Origin of the sequence: Pseudomonas sp. NPDC089569 (assembly GCF_050280625.1) — a bacterium.
GTDB lineage: Bacteria > Pseudomonadota > Gammaproteobacteria > Pseudomonadales > Pseudomonadaceae > Aquipseudomonas.
The window spans coordinates 1-13,299 of record NZ_JBNNVQ010000042.1; the positions used below are offsets into that span (position 1 = coordinate 1).

A 13,299-nucleotide genomic window follows, 5' to 3' on the forward strand; every position below is an offset into this window, starting at 1 on the left:
GATCACATCCTCGACCCACAACCAACACCTCACCTGGCGGTGCCGGCGAAGGCGTGTTCATGCACAACGCAACATTCAAGGCCGCCTTCGCCGGCAAGCCTGGCTCCTACAGGCGAAGGCGTGATCATGGACAACGCAACACGCAAGGTCGCCATCGCTGGCAAGCCAGCTCCCACAAAGTGCAGCGATCACGGCATTTCCGGCAGTTCCTGTGGACGCAAGTCGAACACCAGCACTTCGGCATCCACACCGTTGCCCAGGGTCAGTACCTGTTCCTGGCGAACCCGTACACCGTCACCTTCCTGCAAGCGCAGGCCGTTGAGTTCGACGCTGCCTCTGGCCACATGCACATAGGCATAGCGATTGGCAGCCAGTTCCAGGGTGGCGCTTTCCTGGCCGTCGAACAGGCCGGCATACACCCGCGCATCCTGGCGCACCTTGAGCGAGCCCTTGGCACCGTCGGGGGAGATGATCAGTTGCAGGCGTCCGCGTTTCTTTTGCGTGCTGAAATGCTCCTGCTGATAACGCGGTTTGGCGCCGCTGACTTCAGGCACGATCCAGATTTGCAGAAAGTGCACCGGATGCTTGTCCGAGTGGTTGTATTCGCTGTGCGCCACGCCACTGCCGGCACTCATCAACTGCACATCACCGGGACGGATCACCGAGCCGGTGCCCAGGGTGTCCTTGTGTTCCAGGGCGCCTTCGAGCACGTAGGAGAAAATCTCCATGTCGCGGTGCGGGTGCTGACCGAAACCCTTGCCCGCCGCCACGCGGTCATCGTTGATCACCAGCAGGTCGGAAAAACCCTGCTCTTTCGGATTGCGGTAGTTGGCGAAGGAAAAGGTGTGGAACGACTTCAACCAGCCATGATTGGCCATGCCGCGATCAGAAGCTTTACGAAGGGTCAGCATGATGAAATCTCCTTTGGGGACGTGAATTCGTCCGAGTGAGGAGAAGGTTAATGTCTACTCGGTAGATGAATAAGTAGATAGAAATTGAAATACTGTCTCCTTGTAGTTGACAGTGGTAAGCAGACGCCAGTGCCGCACTTCGCCATAATGCACAGCCAGGCGTTGACCCTTGTGGGAGCGAGCCGGCTCGCTCCCACAAGGGATTGGCGTTCAGTCGTTAATCATCTTTTGATCCCGGCGAAATCCACCCATGAAAACCGTGGCAATGGTGCTGTTCCCCAATTTTCTCCTGCTCGACATGGCCGGGCCGATGGAGGTGTTTTCCATTGCCAATCGGTACTTGAAGCCCGACGACCATTACGTGCTGTCCACCATCGGCACCGAACGTGGCGCACTGCGGGCATCCAATGGCGTATGCGTGCAAACCGACCTGCATATCGACCAGGCCTGCGAGGGGTTCGACTTGCTGCTGGTGCCCGGCGGTCCCGGTGCCTACAACGAAAAACACCCGCCGCTGCTGGACTGGCTGCGGCACAGCGTCGGCCGGGCGGGCGGGTATGGTTCGATCTGCACCGGCGCATTCGTGCTGGGGCATGCGGGATTACTGGACGGTTATCGCGTCACGACTCACTGGCACTACACCGAACGGCTGACCAAGGCCTTTCCCGAGGCCGTGGTGGAAACCGACCAGATCTTCATTCAGGACCGCAACCTCATTACCTCCGGCGGCGTCACTGCCGGCATCGACCTGGCACTGGCGGTGGTGGCCCGGGACCACGGCAAGAAAGTCGCCCAGGACGTGGCCAAGGTATTGCTGGTGGTGATGAAGCGTCAGGGCGGGCAGGCGCAGTTCAGCCCGTTGATGGCCGCCGTGGCGCCCCAGGAAACACCGATTACCCGGCTGCAGAACCATGTGCTGGAACATCTTGAGGAAAGCTTCACCATCGAACGCATGGCCGGCCTGGCCGCCATGAGTGCGCGCCACTTCGCCAGGGTGTTCGCCCGGGAAGTGGGTATGACACCCATGGAGTTCCTGCAGAGTGCGCGTATCGATAACGCCCGCAGCCTGCTGGAGACCACCGATTTGCCGCTCAAGACCGTGGCCTTCAAGAGTGGTTTCGGCAGCGTGCGGCACATGCGTTTTCTGTTCACAGAAAAGCTTGGCCTGACCCCGAGCCAGTATCGCGAGCAATTCAGCTAGGGCGTGTTCTCATTGGGCCGTCATGCGCACCGTAATGGCCGTGTCGCTCCCCCCATGGCCGTTGTACCGTCACCCGGGCCTGCCAAGATACGCCTGAACTCATTGCAAGGAAGGTACGGCGCCTGGATGGAAACAGGCCCCCGGCGGGTGACAGTGCATGAACAGCCTCAGAGACATTCACAGCGACAGGGTGCTGGGTTTCGGCCCTTATGCCTTCCACCTCAATCAACGACTGGTGCTGGAAGGCGATCGCCCGTTGCGCCTGGGCGGTCGGGCCCTGGACATCTTGCAGGTGCTGGTCGAGCGCGCGGGCTCGGTGGTCGGCAAGGACGAGTTGATCGCGCTGGTCTGGCCAAGGTCCGTGGTCGAGGAAATCAATCTGCGGGTGCACATTGCCGCGCTGCGCCGTGCCTTTCGTGACGGACAGGGCGGCCAGTGCTACATCGTCAACATTCCTCAGCGCGGCTACAGCTTCGTCGCACCGATACAGCAGATAGCGCAGCCTCTGCCTGTTAGCCCGCAAGGCCCGCGCGCCCATCACAACCTGCCGGCCCGGCTGACGCCGGTCACCGGCCGCGATGCACTGGTGGGCAGCCTGGTGCGGCAACTGCCGGTACGGCGTTTCATGACGCTGACCGGCCCGTGCGGCATTGGCAAGACCACCGTCGCCCTGCGGGCCGCCGAACTGCTGTTGCAGCATTACGGCGACGGCGTGTGGCGAGTGGACCTGGCAGTGATCGACGACCCGGCGCAAGTGGTCGATCACCTGACCCGCACCCTGGAAATGGATGTCGGCACGACCCTCGAAACCTTGGCGCATCGGCATGCGTTGTTGATCTTCGATAACTGCGAGCACGTGCTGGAAAGCTGCCGGATACTGATCGAGGCATTGCTGATTTCGGCGCCGCGCGTGTCGATCCTGGTCACCAGCCGTGAGCCGTTGCTGGCCACCGGCGAAACGCTGTTGACATTGCCGCCGCTGGTGGTGCCGCCGGTATCGGCACTGCACAGTGTCGATGAAGTCATGGGGTATTCGGCGGTGCAGCTGTTCGTCAACCGTGCCCGGGCCATTGAGCAAGGATTTACCCTGCGAGAACAGGACCTCAAGGCGGTGCGCGAAATCTGTCGGCGCCTGGATGGTTTGCCCCTGGCGATTGAACTGGCGGCGGCGCAGATCGATGCGTTGGCACTGGTCGGGTTGCAGGCGCAACTGGATAACTGTTTTCAGGTGCTGACCCAGGGGCGACGTACTGCCGTGCCCCGGCACCAGACCCTCAAGGCCGCCCTGGACTGGAGTTATGAGCGCCTGACTCCGTTGCAGCAGACTGTGCTGCAACGACTGGCGGTGTTCAAGTCGGCATTCACTCTGGACGCGGCCATGGGCGTGGTCAGCTGTGCCTCGCTGTTGCCTGTGGATCTGACGGTGGTGCTGGAAAGCCTGGTGCTCAAATCCTTGTTGTCAAAGGAGCGCACCCATGGGCAGAGCCGATATCGCTTCCTCAACACCACCCGCCGCTATGCCCTGGAAAAACTCGAACACAGCGGGGCATTGCGTACGGTCGAAATGCGCTATGCCGGCTACATCAGTCAGGTGCGCCGCCCCTCAGGCCGGCACGTGAGCCTGCAACTCGTCGAGTAGGGTGCGTACCGCCGTGAGATCCGGTGTGGCATGCCCCTCGGTGTAGCGATGGTAGATCGGCGCCAGCAATTGATGGGCCTGCTGAAAGCGGCGCTGATGCAGCCAAAGTCGTGCCAGCGACGTCGCACTGCGCAGTTCAAAGGCCAGCGCACCCTGAGACTTCGCCACATCGAGCGCCCCCAGCAGCAGGGTTTCGGCCGTGCGCTCCTTCACCGGGCAATCGGCGCTCAGCAGCGTTTCGGCATCGGCACGCAGGATTTCCGCGGTGCTCCAGCCCGCCGCGCCGCTGTTGGCGCGATGGCGCAAGTCATCGTCGATGCAAGCGGCAGACAGGGTCACCATGATTTCCTTGATCAGGCCTGTAGCTGCAGGTGGCGCCGGTTGCACATGAGCGCTGTCAATGACTTGCGCATAGTGTTGCGCCCAGCTGTGAAACAACGGCACCGAGTGCTTCTGCGACTGATCCAGCAACAGCTGCAACAGCTCGCGGGCGTTGCGGGTGTCGCCGTTGTAATGGGCGATCAGGCAACCGGAAAGCGCCAGGGTGTAGCAGATCGAAGTGCCGTGGTTGATTTGCAGGGCAATGTCCAGTGCCTGTCGGGCCGTGCGCCAGGCCTGTTCCGGTAACCCCTGCAACCACAGGATGCGCGCCAGGATGGTCAGGGCGGCAACGCTCTGGTCGTACTGCACGCCGAAGCCATGGGTGAAACGGTTGAGATGACCGCTGTGGGCCATGCGCTGGATCACCTCTTCGGCATTTACCCGTGCCTGTGGCTGATTCCCGGCAAAGTGCAGCGCCAATACGCGCAGGCGATGGGTGCTCAGTGACAGCAGCGGGTCGCCGTGCAGGCCCAGCCGGTCGAATTGCTGGCTCTGCTGCAGGGCCATCCGGTAATGGCCGCAGCTGAGGTTGACCGCCAGATGTCCGGAGATAGCGCGCAGTTGTCCTGCCACGTCCTTGCATTGCCGGGCCAGGGACCGGGCACTGAGGAAGGCTTCCACGGTTTGCGGGGAGCCGCCCTGGGTGTGGTAACAGGCGCTGCCGAGCGCCAGCTTCAGGGACATTTTCAAACGGGGGCAGGGCTCGGGCGTGGCATCGAGCAAGTCCAGGGCCCTGCGTACATAACCACCATGCTCCTTGAGCAGCGACAACTCCTGCCATAGCGGCGTCGAGGCGGCGGTCAGGCGAATCGCGAGCGCCTGCGCGCCTTGTGCCGACAGCCCCCAGTCGAGGGCTGCGCGAATGTCCTCCAGGCTACGGGCATAGCGCTCGATCCAAAGGCCGGTGGCAATGCGCTCCCAGTCCTCCTGTGCCTGATGCATCAAGTTCAGGCAGCGTTCGGCATGGCGTTCCCGGGTGCCGGCCAGCTCGGCGGTCAGTTCGAGTTTTTCCAGGGCATAGCGGCGGGTGGTGTCAAGCAGGCGGTAGAACACCTCTTCATCACCGACATCCACACTCAGCAAGGATTTGGCCACCAGTTGCGTGATCGAGGCGAACACTTCAGGGTGTTCGACGCTCTCACCGACGATCACGGCCGCCGCCGACGCCAGGGTGAAGCCACCGCGAAAGATGCCCAATCGGCGCAGGCAGGTCTGTTCGCAGGGGGTGAGCAGTTCGAAGCTCCAGTCCAGTGTGGCCCGCAGCGTCTGATGCCGGGCCAGGGTCGCCTGGCTGCTGTGGGCAAGCAGGCGAAAACTGTTTTGCAGTTGCGCGAGCAAACCGTCCAGGCCCAGGTTGGCGACCTGGGCGGCCGCCAGTTCCAGGGCCAGGGGAATGCCGTCGAGGCGTCGGCAGATGTCGGCTACCAGCGGCAATTGGGCGTCGGTCAATTCGAAGCTGTCGTGGCTGGCCATGGTTCGTTCGACAAACAGTTGCAACGCGGAAAAGCCCAAGGCCTGGGCGCGGTCCGGCAGGGCAATCGCAGGAGGGCAGTCCAGGGATTCCAGGCGCTGGACGTATTCGCCTTCGGCCCGCAGTCTCTCGCGACTGGTGGCCAGAACATGCAGGTGCGGTGTACCGCGCAGCAGGGTTTCGCACAGCGGGGCCACGGTGTCGAGCAGGTGCTCGCAGTTGTCGATGACCAGCAACATCCGCCGTTCGCTCAGGAGCCGGGCAAGTTGCTCCACAGGGTCGTCATTGTGCAAGGGCAGGCCCAGCAGCGTGGCCAGATGCCCGGTGATCATCGAGGGGTCGTGGATCGGTGCCAGGTCCAGCAGACGAATGCCGTCGGGATACTGGCCGATCAGTTGTTCGGCGACGCGCAGGGCCACGGTGGTCTTGCCGATGCCACCGGGGCCGACCAGGGTAATGAAACGCTGGCGCGGCAGTTGTGCCACCAGGCCATCGACCAGCGCCTGACGGCCAATCAGTCGAGTGCGGCGCAGGGGCAGGTTGTGTTCGCCGGATCGAACCGGTTCGTTGGGCGGGCGTTGCTCGATGTTTTCCACCGAGAGCGGTGCCACAAAGCTGTAGCCGCGCTGGGCGACGGTGACGATATAACGCTGGCCGCCCTGGCCATCGCCGAGCGCTTTGCGCAGGGCCGCCATATGCACCCGCAGGTTGATCTCTTCGACCACCGAATCGGGCCAGATTCGGGTAATCAGTTGGTGCTTGCTGACGACACGCCCGGCGTGCTCCAGCAGAATCAGCAGAATGTCCATGGCCCGTCGGCCCAGACGCAGGGGTTGGCCGACCTCCATGACCAGGCGTTGTTCGGGGTAGATCCTGTAGGGGCCGAAATGCACAGCCTGTTCAAGGGTATTTGGCAACGATTCGCTCCTGCGTGCGGCCGTCTGGCTCGCGGCTTTGGAGCATAATCCTCAGGTTTTTTCATCTGTGCAACGTGCATTCAAAAACACCCTCGTGTCGTGCGGTGGATTCGAAAACGCTTTCGCCTGTAGGAGCGAGCGGTGCGGCGATCCGACTTGCCCGCGAAGGCGGTCTTGCGCCGGGTGGTGGTTTTGAAAACGCCTTCGCCTGTAGGAGCGAGGCTTGCCCGCGAAGGCGGCCTCGCGTCATATGGTGTTTCCGAAATCGCCTTCGCCGGCAAGCCTGGCTCCTACAGGGCAGGGTGGCCACAAGGCCGGTGAACGGTGCGTACCATCCGGCATCGCCAGGCGAACGGGCTGATGCCTTCGCTGCGGGTGAACATGTGGCAGAAGTGCGCCTGATCGCAGAAACCACACTCAAGGCTGATCTGCGTGAGGCTCAGGTCCGTGTGCTGGATCAACAGTTTGGCCCGCGTAATACGTTGCCGGCGAATCCAGTCCTGGGGCGAGAGACCGGTGCTGCACTTGAAGGCGCGGGAGAAATGACTGCGCGACAACGAACAGGCCCGGGCCAGTTCAGCCACTTCAAGGGATTGGTCCAGGCGTTCGAGAATCAGTTGCTTGATCATCCTTTCGCGCTGCGGATTAAGGCCACCGGAGGTTTTCTCCGGTGGTTGCGTGACGGTCTCGCGGGCGGTGTTTTGCTGCAATCGAGCCATGGCGAATATCCGGATCGGTGAACCCCATTCTTGAGTCCCGAGGCTCTGGCTAGCGAGTTAAACGTTGTTAATTCCTCGCTCATCGCGGGCAACACCGCGAAAAACCAGACACAATCGTCCACCTTCACACCTGACTCAATCCACAAGGACCCCGTGCCCATGAACCGAAACGATCTGCGTCGCGTCGACATGAACCTGCTGGTGATTTTCGAAGCGCTGATGTTCGAAAAGAACCTGACCCGCGTGGCCGAAAAACTGTTCATGGGCCAGCCGGCCGTGAGTGCTGCGCTGGGGCGGTTACGCGATCTGTTCGACGATCCGTTGCTGCTGCGCAACGGTCGCGGCATGGAGCCGACGGCGCGGGCGCAGGCGATCCTCAAGGAACTTCAACCGGCGATGGACACCATTTCCGGCGCGGTCAGTCGGGCCAAGGAGTTCGACCCGGCGTCGAGCTGTGATGTGTTCCGCATCGGGCTGTCGGACGATGCCGAGTTCGGTCTGTTTCCGCCGCTGTTGCGTCAGCTGCAGCAAGAGGCACCGGGCATCGTGGTCGTGGTGCGCCGCGCCAATTACCTGTTGATGCCGGCCTTGCTGGCCTCCGGGGAAATCTCCGTGGGCGTGAGCTACACCACGGATCTGCCGGCCAATGCCAAGCGCAAGAAACTGCGCGACATCCCCTGCAAGGTGCTGCGCGGCGACACTCGGCCAGGACCGCTGACCCTGGACGAATACTGCGCGCGACCCCATGCGATGGTGTCGTTTTCCGGTGATCTGAGCGGCAACATCGATCTGGACCTGGCCAAGGTCGGTCGCAGCCGTCGGGTGGTTCTCGGTGTGCCGCAGTTCAGTGGTCTGCGCGCGTTGCTGGCCGGGACCGAAATGATCGCCACGGTGCCGGACTATGCCGCTTGCGCCCTGGTGGAGGGCTGTGGCCTGCGTGCCGAAGATCCGCCGTTTGCCATCGATGCGGCGCAACTGTCGATGGCCTGGAGCGGGGTGCATGACAATGACCCGGCCGAACGCTGGTTGCGTTCGCGTATCAGTCAGTTCATGTCGGCGTCGCTGGAGATTTCGGGCGCTGCATGACAAGAGCGCCCCTGCGGGTCGGCAGGGGCGCTCTCACGGGTCGCTGACCCTTACTTGGCAGTGAAGGCGGTGTAGCTGTTGATCAGGTTGCGGTAGTTCGGAATGCGTTCGGACAGCAGGTTGGCCAGGCCTTCCATGTCATTGCGCCAGTCGCCTTGCAGCTCGCACGCCACGGAGAACCAGTTCAGCAACTGTGCACCCGCCGCAGTCATTCGTGCCCAGGCCGCTTGTTGCACGGTGGTATTGAACGTGCCGGAAGCATCGGTCACCACAAACACGTCAAAGCCTTCGGCCAGCGCCGACAGGGTCGGGAACGCTACGCACACGTCAGTGACCACGCCTGCAATGATCAGTTGCTTGCGACCGGTGGCCTTCACAGCCTTGACGAAGTCGGCGTTGTCCCAGGCGTTGATCTGGCCGGGGCGGGCAATGAACGGTGCATCCGGGAACTGTGCCTTGAGTTCCGGCACGATCGGACCGTTCGGGCCCTGGTCGAAACTGGTGGTGAGGATGGTCGGCAAATTGAAGAATTTGGCGATATCACCCAGGGCCAGCACATTGTTCTTGAATTCGTTGGGCGAGAAATCCTGCACCAGCGAAATCAGACCGGTCTGGTGATCGACCAGCAGCACCACGGCATCGTCTTTGTTCAGGCGTTTGTACGGAACATTGCTCATAAGAAACTCCTTGGTGGATGGGTGTCGCGTATTGCGCCAGTGCCGATCAACGGCACCGGCGCTCTTTGGTATGTGTCAGAAAGCGAAGCACGAGCAGCCGAAGGCGCCCCAGAAACCGGCGAAGTCACTGACCGGCGCATTCGACAGACGCGCCCGTTCATGACTGTGCGAGTGCACCGCACACGGGCCGCTGCACTGGTGAACCTGTGCCTGCAACGGCGAGTTCGGCCGCCAGTGCCCGGGGACTTTCACCACCGGCGACCAGTCCGGCAGCACCGGCAGGCTGGCCGGCCCGAGTTTTTCGAAATCCCCGGCGGCATACACCACCTTGCCGCCGACCACGGTCAGCACCGACTCGATCCACTTGATCGCTTCTTCGTCGACACTGAAGAAATCCGCGCTCAGTGCAGCCAGATCCGCCAGTTGCCCGACCTTGATCTGGCCCTTCTTGCCCTGCTCGGAGGAGAACCAGGCGCTGCCGTGGGTGAACAGCTCCAGCGCGGTCTGGCGCGACAGGCCTTCGGCGTGCAGTGCCAGGCCGCCCACCGTGCGGCCGCTGACCATCCAGTAGAGCGAAGTCCACGGGTTGTAACTCGATACCCGCGTCGCATCGGTGCCGGCACCCACCGGCACGCCTTCAGCGAGCATGCGCTGGATCGGCGGTGTAGCCTCGGCGGCTTTGGCACCATAGCGCTCGACGAAGTACTCACCCTGGAAGGCCATGCGATCCTGAATCGCGATGCCGCCACCCAGCGCGCGCACCCGTTCGATGTTCTGCGGGGTGATGGTTTCGGCGTGGTCGAAGAACCATGGCAGGCCATTGAATGGAATGTCGCGGTTGACCTTCTCGAATACATCCAGCATGCGGCTGATGGATTCGTTGTAGGTCGCGTGCAGGCGGAATGGCCAGCGTTGCTCGACCAGGTGGCGCACCACCGGTTCGAGCTCGTCTTCCATGCTTTGCGGCAGGTCCGGGCGTGGTTCCAGGAAGTCTTCGAAATCCGCTGCCGAGAACACCAGCATCTCCCCGGCGCCGTTGTGCCGCAGGTAATCGTCGCCCTGATGCAACTTGACGCTGCCGGTCCAGTTGCGGAAATCGGTGAGTTCTTCCTTGGGCTTTTGGGTAAACAGGTTGTAGGCGATGCGCACGGTCAGTTGCTGGTCCCTGGCCAACTGCTCGATCACCTGGTAGTCGTCCGGATAATTCTGGAAACCGCCGCCGGCATCGATGGCGCTGGTCAGGCCCAGGCGATTGAGTTCGCGCATGAACTGGCGGGTCGAGTTGACCTGATACTCCAGCGGCAACTTCGGCCCCTTGGCCAGTGTCGAGTAGAGAATCATTGCATTCGGTCGCGCCACCAGCATGCCGGTGGGGTTGCCGTTGGCATCGCGGACAATTTCGCCGCCCGGCGGGTTTGGCGTGTCTCGGGTGTAGCCGGCCACGCGCAATGCCGCACGGTTGAGCAGGGCGCGGTCGTACAGGTGCAGGACGAACACCGGGGTATCAGGTGCCGCCTGGTTGAGTTCTTCGAGGGTCGGCATGCGCTTTTCGGCGAACTGGAATTCATTCCAGCCGCCGACCACCCGAACCCACTGCGGGGTCGGCGTGCGGTCGGCCTGTTCCTTGAGCATGCGCAATGCATCGGCCAGGGACGGCACGCCCTCCCAGCGCAGCTCAAGGTTGTAGTTCAAGCCGCCGCGGATCAGGTGCAAGTGCGAGTCGTTGAGACCGGGAATCACGCAGCGCCCCTTGAGGTCGATGACCTGCGTGGCAGGCCCGCGCAACGCCATGGCCTGGGCATCGCTGCCGACGACCACAAAACGGCCATCGCTGATGGCCACTGCGCTGGCCAGCGGCTTCTCACGGTCAACCGTATGAAATTGACCATTGAACAAAATCAGATCGGCGTTCATCGCGTTTCCTTCAATGCAGTGTGGAATGGGGCCGGCCGGCTTCCAGCCAGGGTGCGAACAGGCGCGTGGCCATCGGCATGAAGATGTAAACCACCGAAAGAACGATGGTCAGTGTGATCAGGAACGTCGCGACCACGTAGTTCGACAGAACGGTGCTGAGCTGCAGCAGCGGGCCCCAGATCAACGGCACCAGCAAGGTATGCGGCAGGATCACCAGCAGCGTGACCAGGGCCTGCTTCCAGCGTGGCGGTGGCGAGGCCGCATCGGCCAGCGGGGCGAACCAGAATTCGTTGACCGGATTGACCTCGGTCTGGTCGCCGTCCGCCAGCATGGGCGCTGCCTCTTCGACCAGTTCCTTGCGCTGCGGCGAGTCGAGCCAGCGCTGCATCGCCTCGGTGGAGCAGAAGCGCAGTACACAGGTGAACATCCGCAGACCGCCATGCTGGCCACGAATCACATCCACACCCAGGTGGCCTTCGCGTTGCGCGGCAATACCGACGATGCGCCGTAACCAGGCCTCATAGGGGGCTTCAAGCCCGGCCTTGACCCGATGCTTGACGATCAGCGTGACCACTTCATCGAACCCCGGTGTTGGTGTGTTCCGGGAAGGGGCTTGTGACATGACAAAGGACTCCGGCGAAACAGGACTGGAAACAAGAGTGCCGGGGCAGGGCAGGAAAAAATTGCATGTACGTGCTCAATTTTTCCCCGGCCTGCCAAGACAACGCACATAACTGTAGGCGCCGATGCGTAAACCGACCGTCAGAAAGAGGGCCTCGCGACGTGCGGCACCATCGAAAACGCCTTCGCTTTCGAAAACGCCTTCGCCTGTAGGAGCCAGCGGTGCGGCGATCCGACTTGCCGGCGAAAGCGTCCTCGCGCCGGGTGGTGGTTTGGAAAACGCCTTCGCCTGTAGGAGCGAGGCTCGCCCGCGAAGGCGGCCTCGCGTCGTGCGATGGTTTCGAAAGCGCCTTCGCCTGTAGGAGCGAGGCTCGCCCGCGAAGGCGGACTCGCGTCGTGCGATGGTTTCGAAAACGCCTTCGCCTGTAGGAGCGAGGCTTGCCCGCGAAGGCGGACTCGCGTCGTGCGGTGGTTTGGAAAACGCCTTCGCCGGCAAGCCTGGCTCCTACAGCGAAGGCGGCCTCGCGTCGTGCGATGGTTTCGAAAACGCCTTCGCCGGCAAGCCTGGCTCCTACAGCGAAGGTGGACTCGCGTCGTGCGATGGTTTCGAAAACGCCTTCGCCGGCAAGCCTGGCTCCTACAGCGAAGGTGGCCTCGCGTCGTGCGGTGGTTTCGAAAACGCTTTCGCCGGCAAGCCTGGCTCCTACCGCGAAGGCGGCCTCGCGCCGGGTGGTGGTTTTGAAAACGCCTTCGCCAGCAAGCCTGGCGCCTACAGCGAAAGACAAAAAACCGCTATAAAGCGTTTTACTGTCAATCAGGAAGTGACAATGAACCCGTTTGAAGACATGCGTATTTTTTGCCAGGTGATGGACTCGGGCAGCTTTACTGCCGCGGCCGATCAACTGGGCCTGTCCAAGCAATTTGTCAGCCGGCGTCTGATGCAGCTCGAAGAACGCCTGGGCGTGCGATTGCTCAATCGGTCGACCCGGCGTCTGGATGTCACGCCCCTGGGGCAGAGTTACTACGAATCGGCCTTGCGCCTGCTGGGCGAAGTCGAGCAGGTGGAGCAGGGGATCGCCGGGCAGACCACGGAGCCGCGTGGCACTATCCGCGTCAGCGCGCCGCTGTCGTTTGCCTTGGCGCATCTGGGTTGTCTGTTGCCGCTGTTTTTGCAGCGCTATCGCGATGTCACGGTGGAGCTCGACCTGAGCGACCGCCCCGTGGACTTGCTCGGCGAGGGCTACGACCTGGCGCTGCGCATCGGCACGCTGGAAGACTCGACGCTGATCGCCCGGCGCATTGCATCCATCGAACGGGTGTATTGCGCCAGCCCCGCTTATCTGGCCGAGCGAGGCACGCCGGTCAGTCCCGACGAGCTGCTCCTGCACGATTGCCTGCCCTACGGTCACGGTCGCCAGGTGCAGTGGCGATTCGCGGGGCAGGGCAAGCCAATGGTGGTCAACGTCACCGGACGGATGCGCGTCAACAACGGCGACATGCTCAAGGACGCGGCGATTGCCGGGATGGGCATCACCTACCTGCCGACCTTTATCGTTGCCTCGGCCTTGAAGGGGGGCAGGTTGTTGACGGTACTCGATGAGTATCGACCGGAGCCGCTGACGCTGTCGGCGGTCTATCCGCAACATCGCCAGTCATCGCGACCGGTGCAGGCATTGATCGGCTTTCTGCGCGAGCAACTGGATGAGGTTGAGTGTGGGGTGTAGATCGGAAACTTACACATAACCATTGTGGGAGCGAGCCT

10 protein-coding genes are annotated in these 13,299 nt (G+C 62.4%); 4 read left to right on the plus strand and 6 right to left on the minus strand.

The window, feature by feature from the left end; translation table 11 throughout:
- Positions 1 to 188: 188 nt before the first annotated feature.
- A complete protein-coding gene (locus ACQKP2_RS17550) occupies positions 189 to 911 on the minus strand; it encodes a pirin family protein (protein ID WP_427578186.1) in 723 nt (240 codons plus the stop codon).
- Positions 912 to 1,161: 250 nt separating this feature from the next.
- Between ACQKP2_RS17550 and ACQKP2_RS17555 the strand changes: the two genes are divergently transcribed.
- Positions 1,162 to 2,112: a GlxA family transcriptional regulator gene (locus ACQKP2_RS17555; RefSeq protein ID WP_427578188.1), complete on the plus strand. Its 951-nt coding sequence runs from the start codon at positions 1,162 to 1,164 to the stop codon at positions 2,110 to 2,112.
- A 157-nt stretch (positions 2,113 to 2,269) separates the two neighbouring features.
- A complete protein-coding gene (locus ACQKP2_RS17560; RefSeq protein ID WP_427578190.1) occupies positions 2,270 to 3,751 on the plus strand; it encodes an ATP-binding protein in 1,482 nt (493 codons plus the stop codon).
- Here the strand turns inward: ACQKP2_RS17560 and ACQKP2_RS17565 are convergent.
- Both ACQKP2_RS17565 and ACQKP2_RS17570 read right to left on the minus strand, forming a co-directional pair.
- Positions 3,716 to 6,520: an ATP-binding protein gene (locus ACQKP2_RS17565; protein ID WP_427578192.1), complete on the minus strand. Its 2,805-nt coding sequence runs from the start codon at positions 6,518 to 6,520 to the stop codon at positions 3,716 to 3,718. The two genes, ACQKP2_RS17560 and ACQKP2_RS17565, sit on opposite strands and share 36 nt — an antisense overlap.
- 290 nt (positions 6,521 to 6,810) lie before the next feature.
- A complete protein-coding gene (locus ACQKP2_RS17570) occupies positions 6,811 to 7,239 on the minus strand; it encodes a helix-turn-helix domain-containing protein (RefSeq protein WP_427578194.1) in 429 nt (142 codons plus the stop codon).
- 159 nt (positions 7,240 to 7,398) lie between these two features.
- Between ACQKP2_RS17570 and ACQKP2_RS17575 the strand changes: the two genes are divergently transcribed.
- Positions 7,399 to 8,325 (plus strand): LysR substrate-binding domain-containing protein, encoded by a 927-nt coding sequence (locus ACQKP2_RS17575; protein ID WP_427578195.1) that lies wholly within the window; start codon positions 7,399 to 7,401, stop codon positions 8,323 to 8,325.
- Positions 8,326 to 8,375: 50 nt separating this feature from the next.
- Here the strand turns inward: ACQKP2_RS17575 and ycaC are convergent, their stop codons facing one another.
- From ycaC to ACQKP2_RS17590, 3 genes are all read right to left on the minus strand, one after another.
- Entirely contained in the window at positions 8,376 to 9,002 is a 627-nt protein-coding gene (gene ycaC, locus ACQKP2_RS17580) for an isochorismate family cysteine hydrolase YcaC (protein WP_427578197.1), read from the minus strand.
- Between the two features lie 75 nt (positions 9,003 to 9,077).
- Entirely contained in the window at positions 9,078 to 10,916 is a 1,839-nt protein-coding gene (locus ACQKP2_RS17585; protein WP_427578198.1) for an amidohydrolase, read from the minus strand.
- Between the two features lie 10 nt (positions 10,917 to 10,926).
- Complete coding sequence (locus tag ACQKP2_RS17590; RefSeq protein WP_427578200.1) at positions 10,927 to 11,538, minus strand: antibiotic biosynthesis monooxygenase; 612 nt, start codon at positions 11,536 to 11,538, stop codon at positions 10,927 to 10,929.
- Positions 11,539 to 12,364: 826 nt separating this feature from the next.
- Here ACQKP2_RS17590 and ACQKP2_RS17595 point away from each other — a divergent pair.
- Positions 12,365 to 13,261, plus strand: coding sequence for a LysR family transcriptional regulator (locus ACQKP2_RS17595; protein WP_427578241.1), 897 nt, complete (start codon positions 12,365 to 12,367; stop codon positions 13,259 to 13,261).
- Positions 13,262 to 13,299: the final 38 nt, after the last annotated feature.

What these genes read in the sequence shown, in the direction of transcription:
- ACQKP2_RS17575 (WP_427578195.1), top strand. Translation starts at nt 7,399, where the DNA reads ATGAACCGAAACGATCTGCGTCGCGTCGACATGAACCTGCTGGTGATT.
- ACQKP2_RS17560 (WP_427578190.1), top strand. Translation starts at nt 2,270, where the DNA reads ATGAACAGCCTCAGAGACATTCACAGCGACAGGGTGCTGGGTTTCGGC.
- ACQKP2_RS17585 (WP_427578198.1), bottom strand. Translation starts at nt 10,916, where the DNA reads ATGAACGCCGATCTGATTTTGTTCAATGGTCAATTTCATACGGTTGAC.
- ACQKP2_RS17590 (WP_427578200.1), bottom strand. Translation starts at nt 11,538, where the DNA reads ATGTCACAAGCCCCTTCCCGGAACACACCAACACCGGGGTTCGATGAA.
- ACQKP2_RS17555 (WP_427578188.1), top strand. Translation starts at nt 1,162, where the DNA reads ATGAAAACCGTGGCAATGGTGCTGTTCCCCAATTTTCTCCTGCTCGAC.
- ycaC (WP_427578197.1), bottom strand. Translation starts at nt 9,002, where the DNA reads ATGAGCAATGTTCCGTACAAACGCCTGAACAAAGACGATGCCGTGGTG.
- ACQKP2_RS17550 (WP_427578186.1), bottom strand. Translation starts at nt 911, where the DNA reads ATGCTGACCCTTCGTAAAGCTTCTGATCGCGGCATGGCCAATCATGGC.
- ACQKP2_RS17595 (WP_427578241.1), top strand. Translation starts at nt 12,365, where the DNA reads ATGAACCCGTTTGAAGACATGCGTATTTTTTGCCAGGTGATGGACTCG.
- ACQKP2_RS17570 (WP_427578194.1), bottom strand. Translation starts at nt 7,239, where the DNA reads ATGGCTCGATTGCAGCAAAACACCGCCCGCGAGACCGTCACGCAACCA.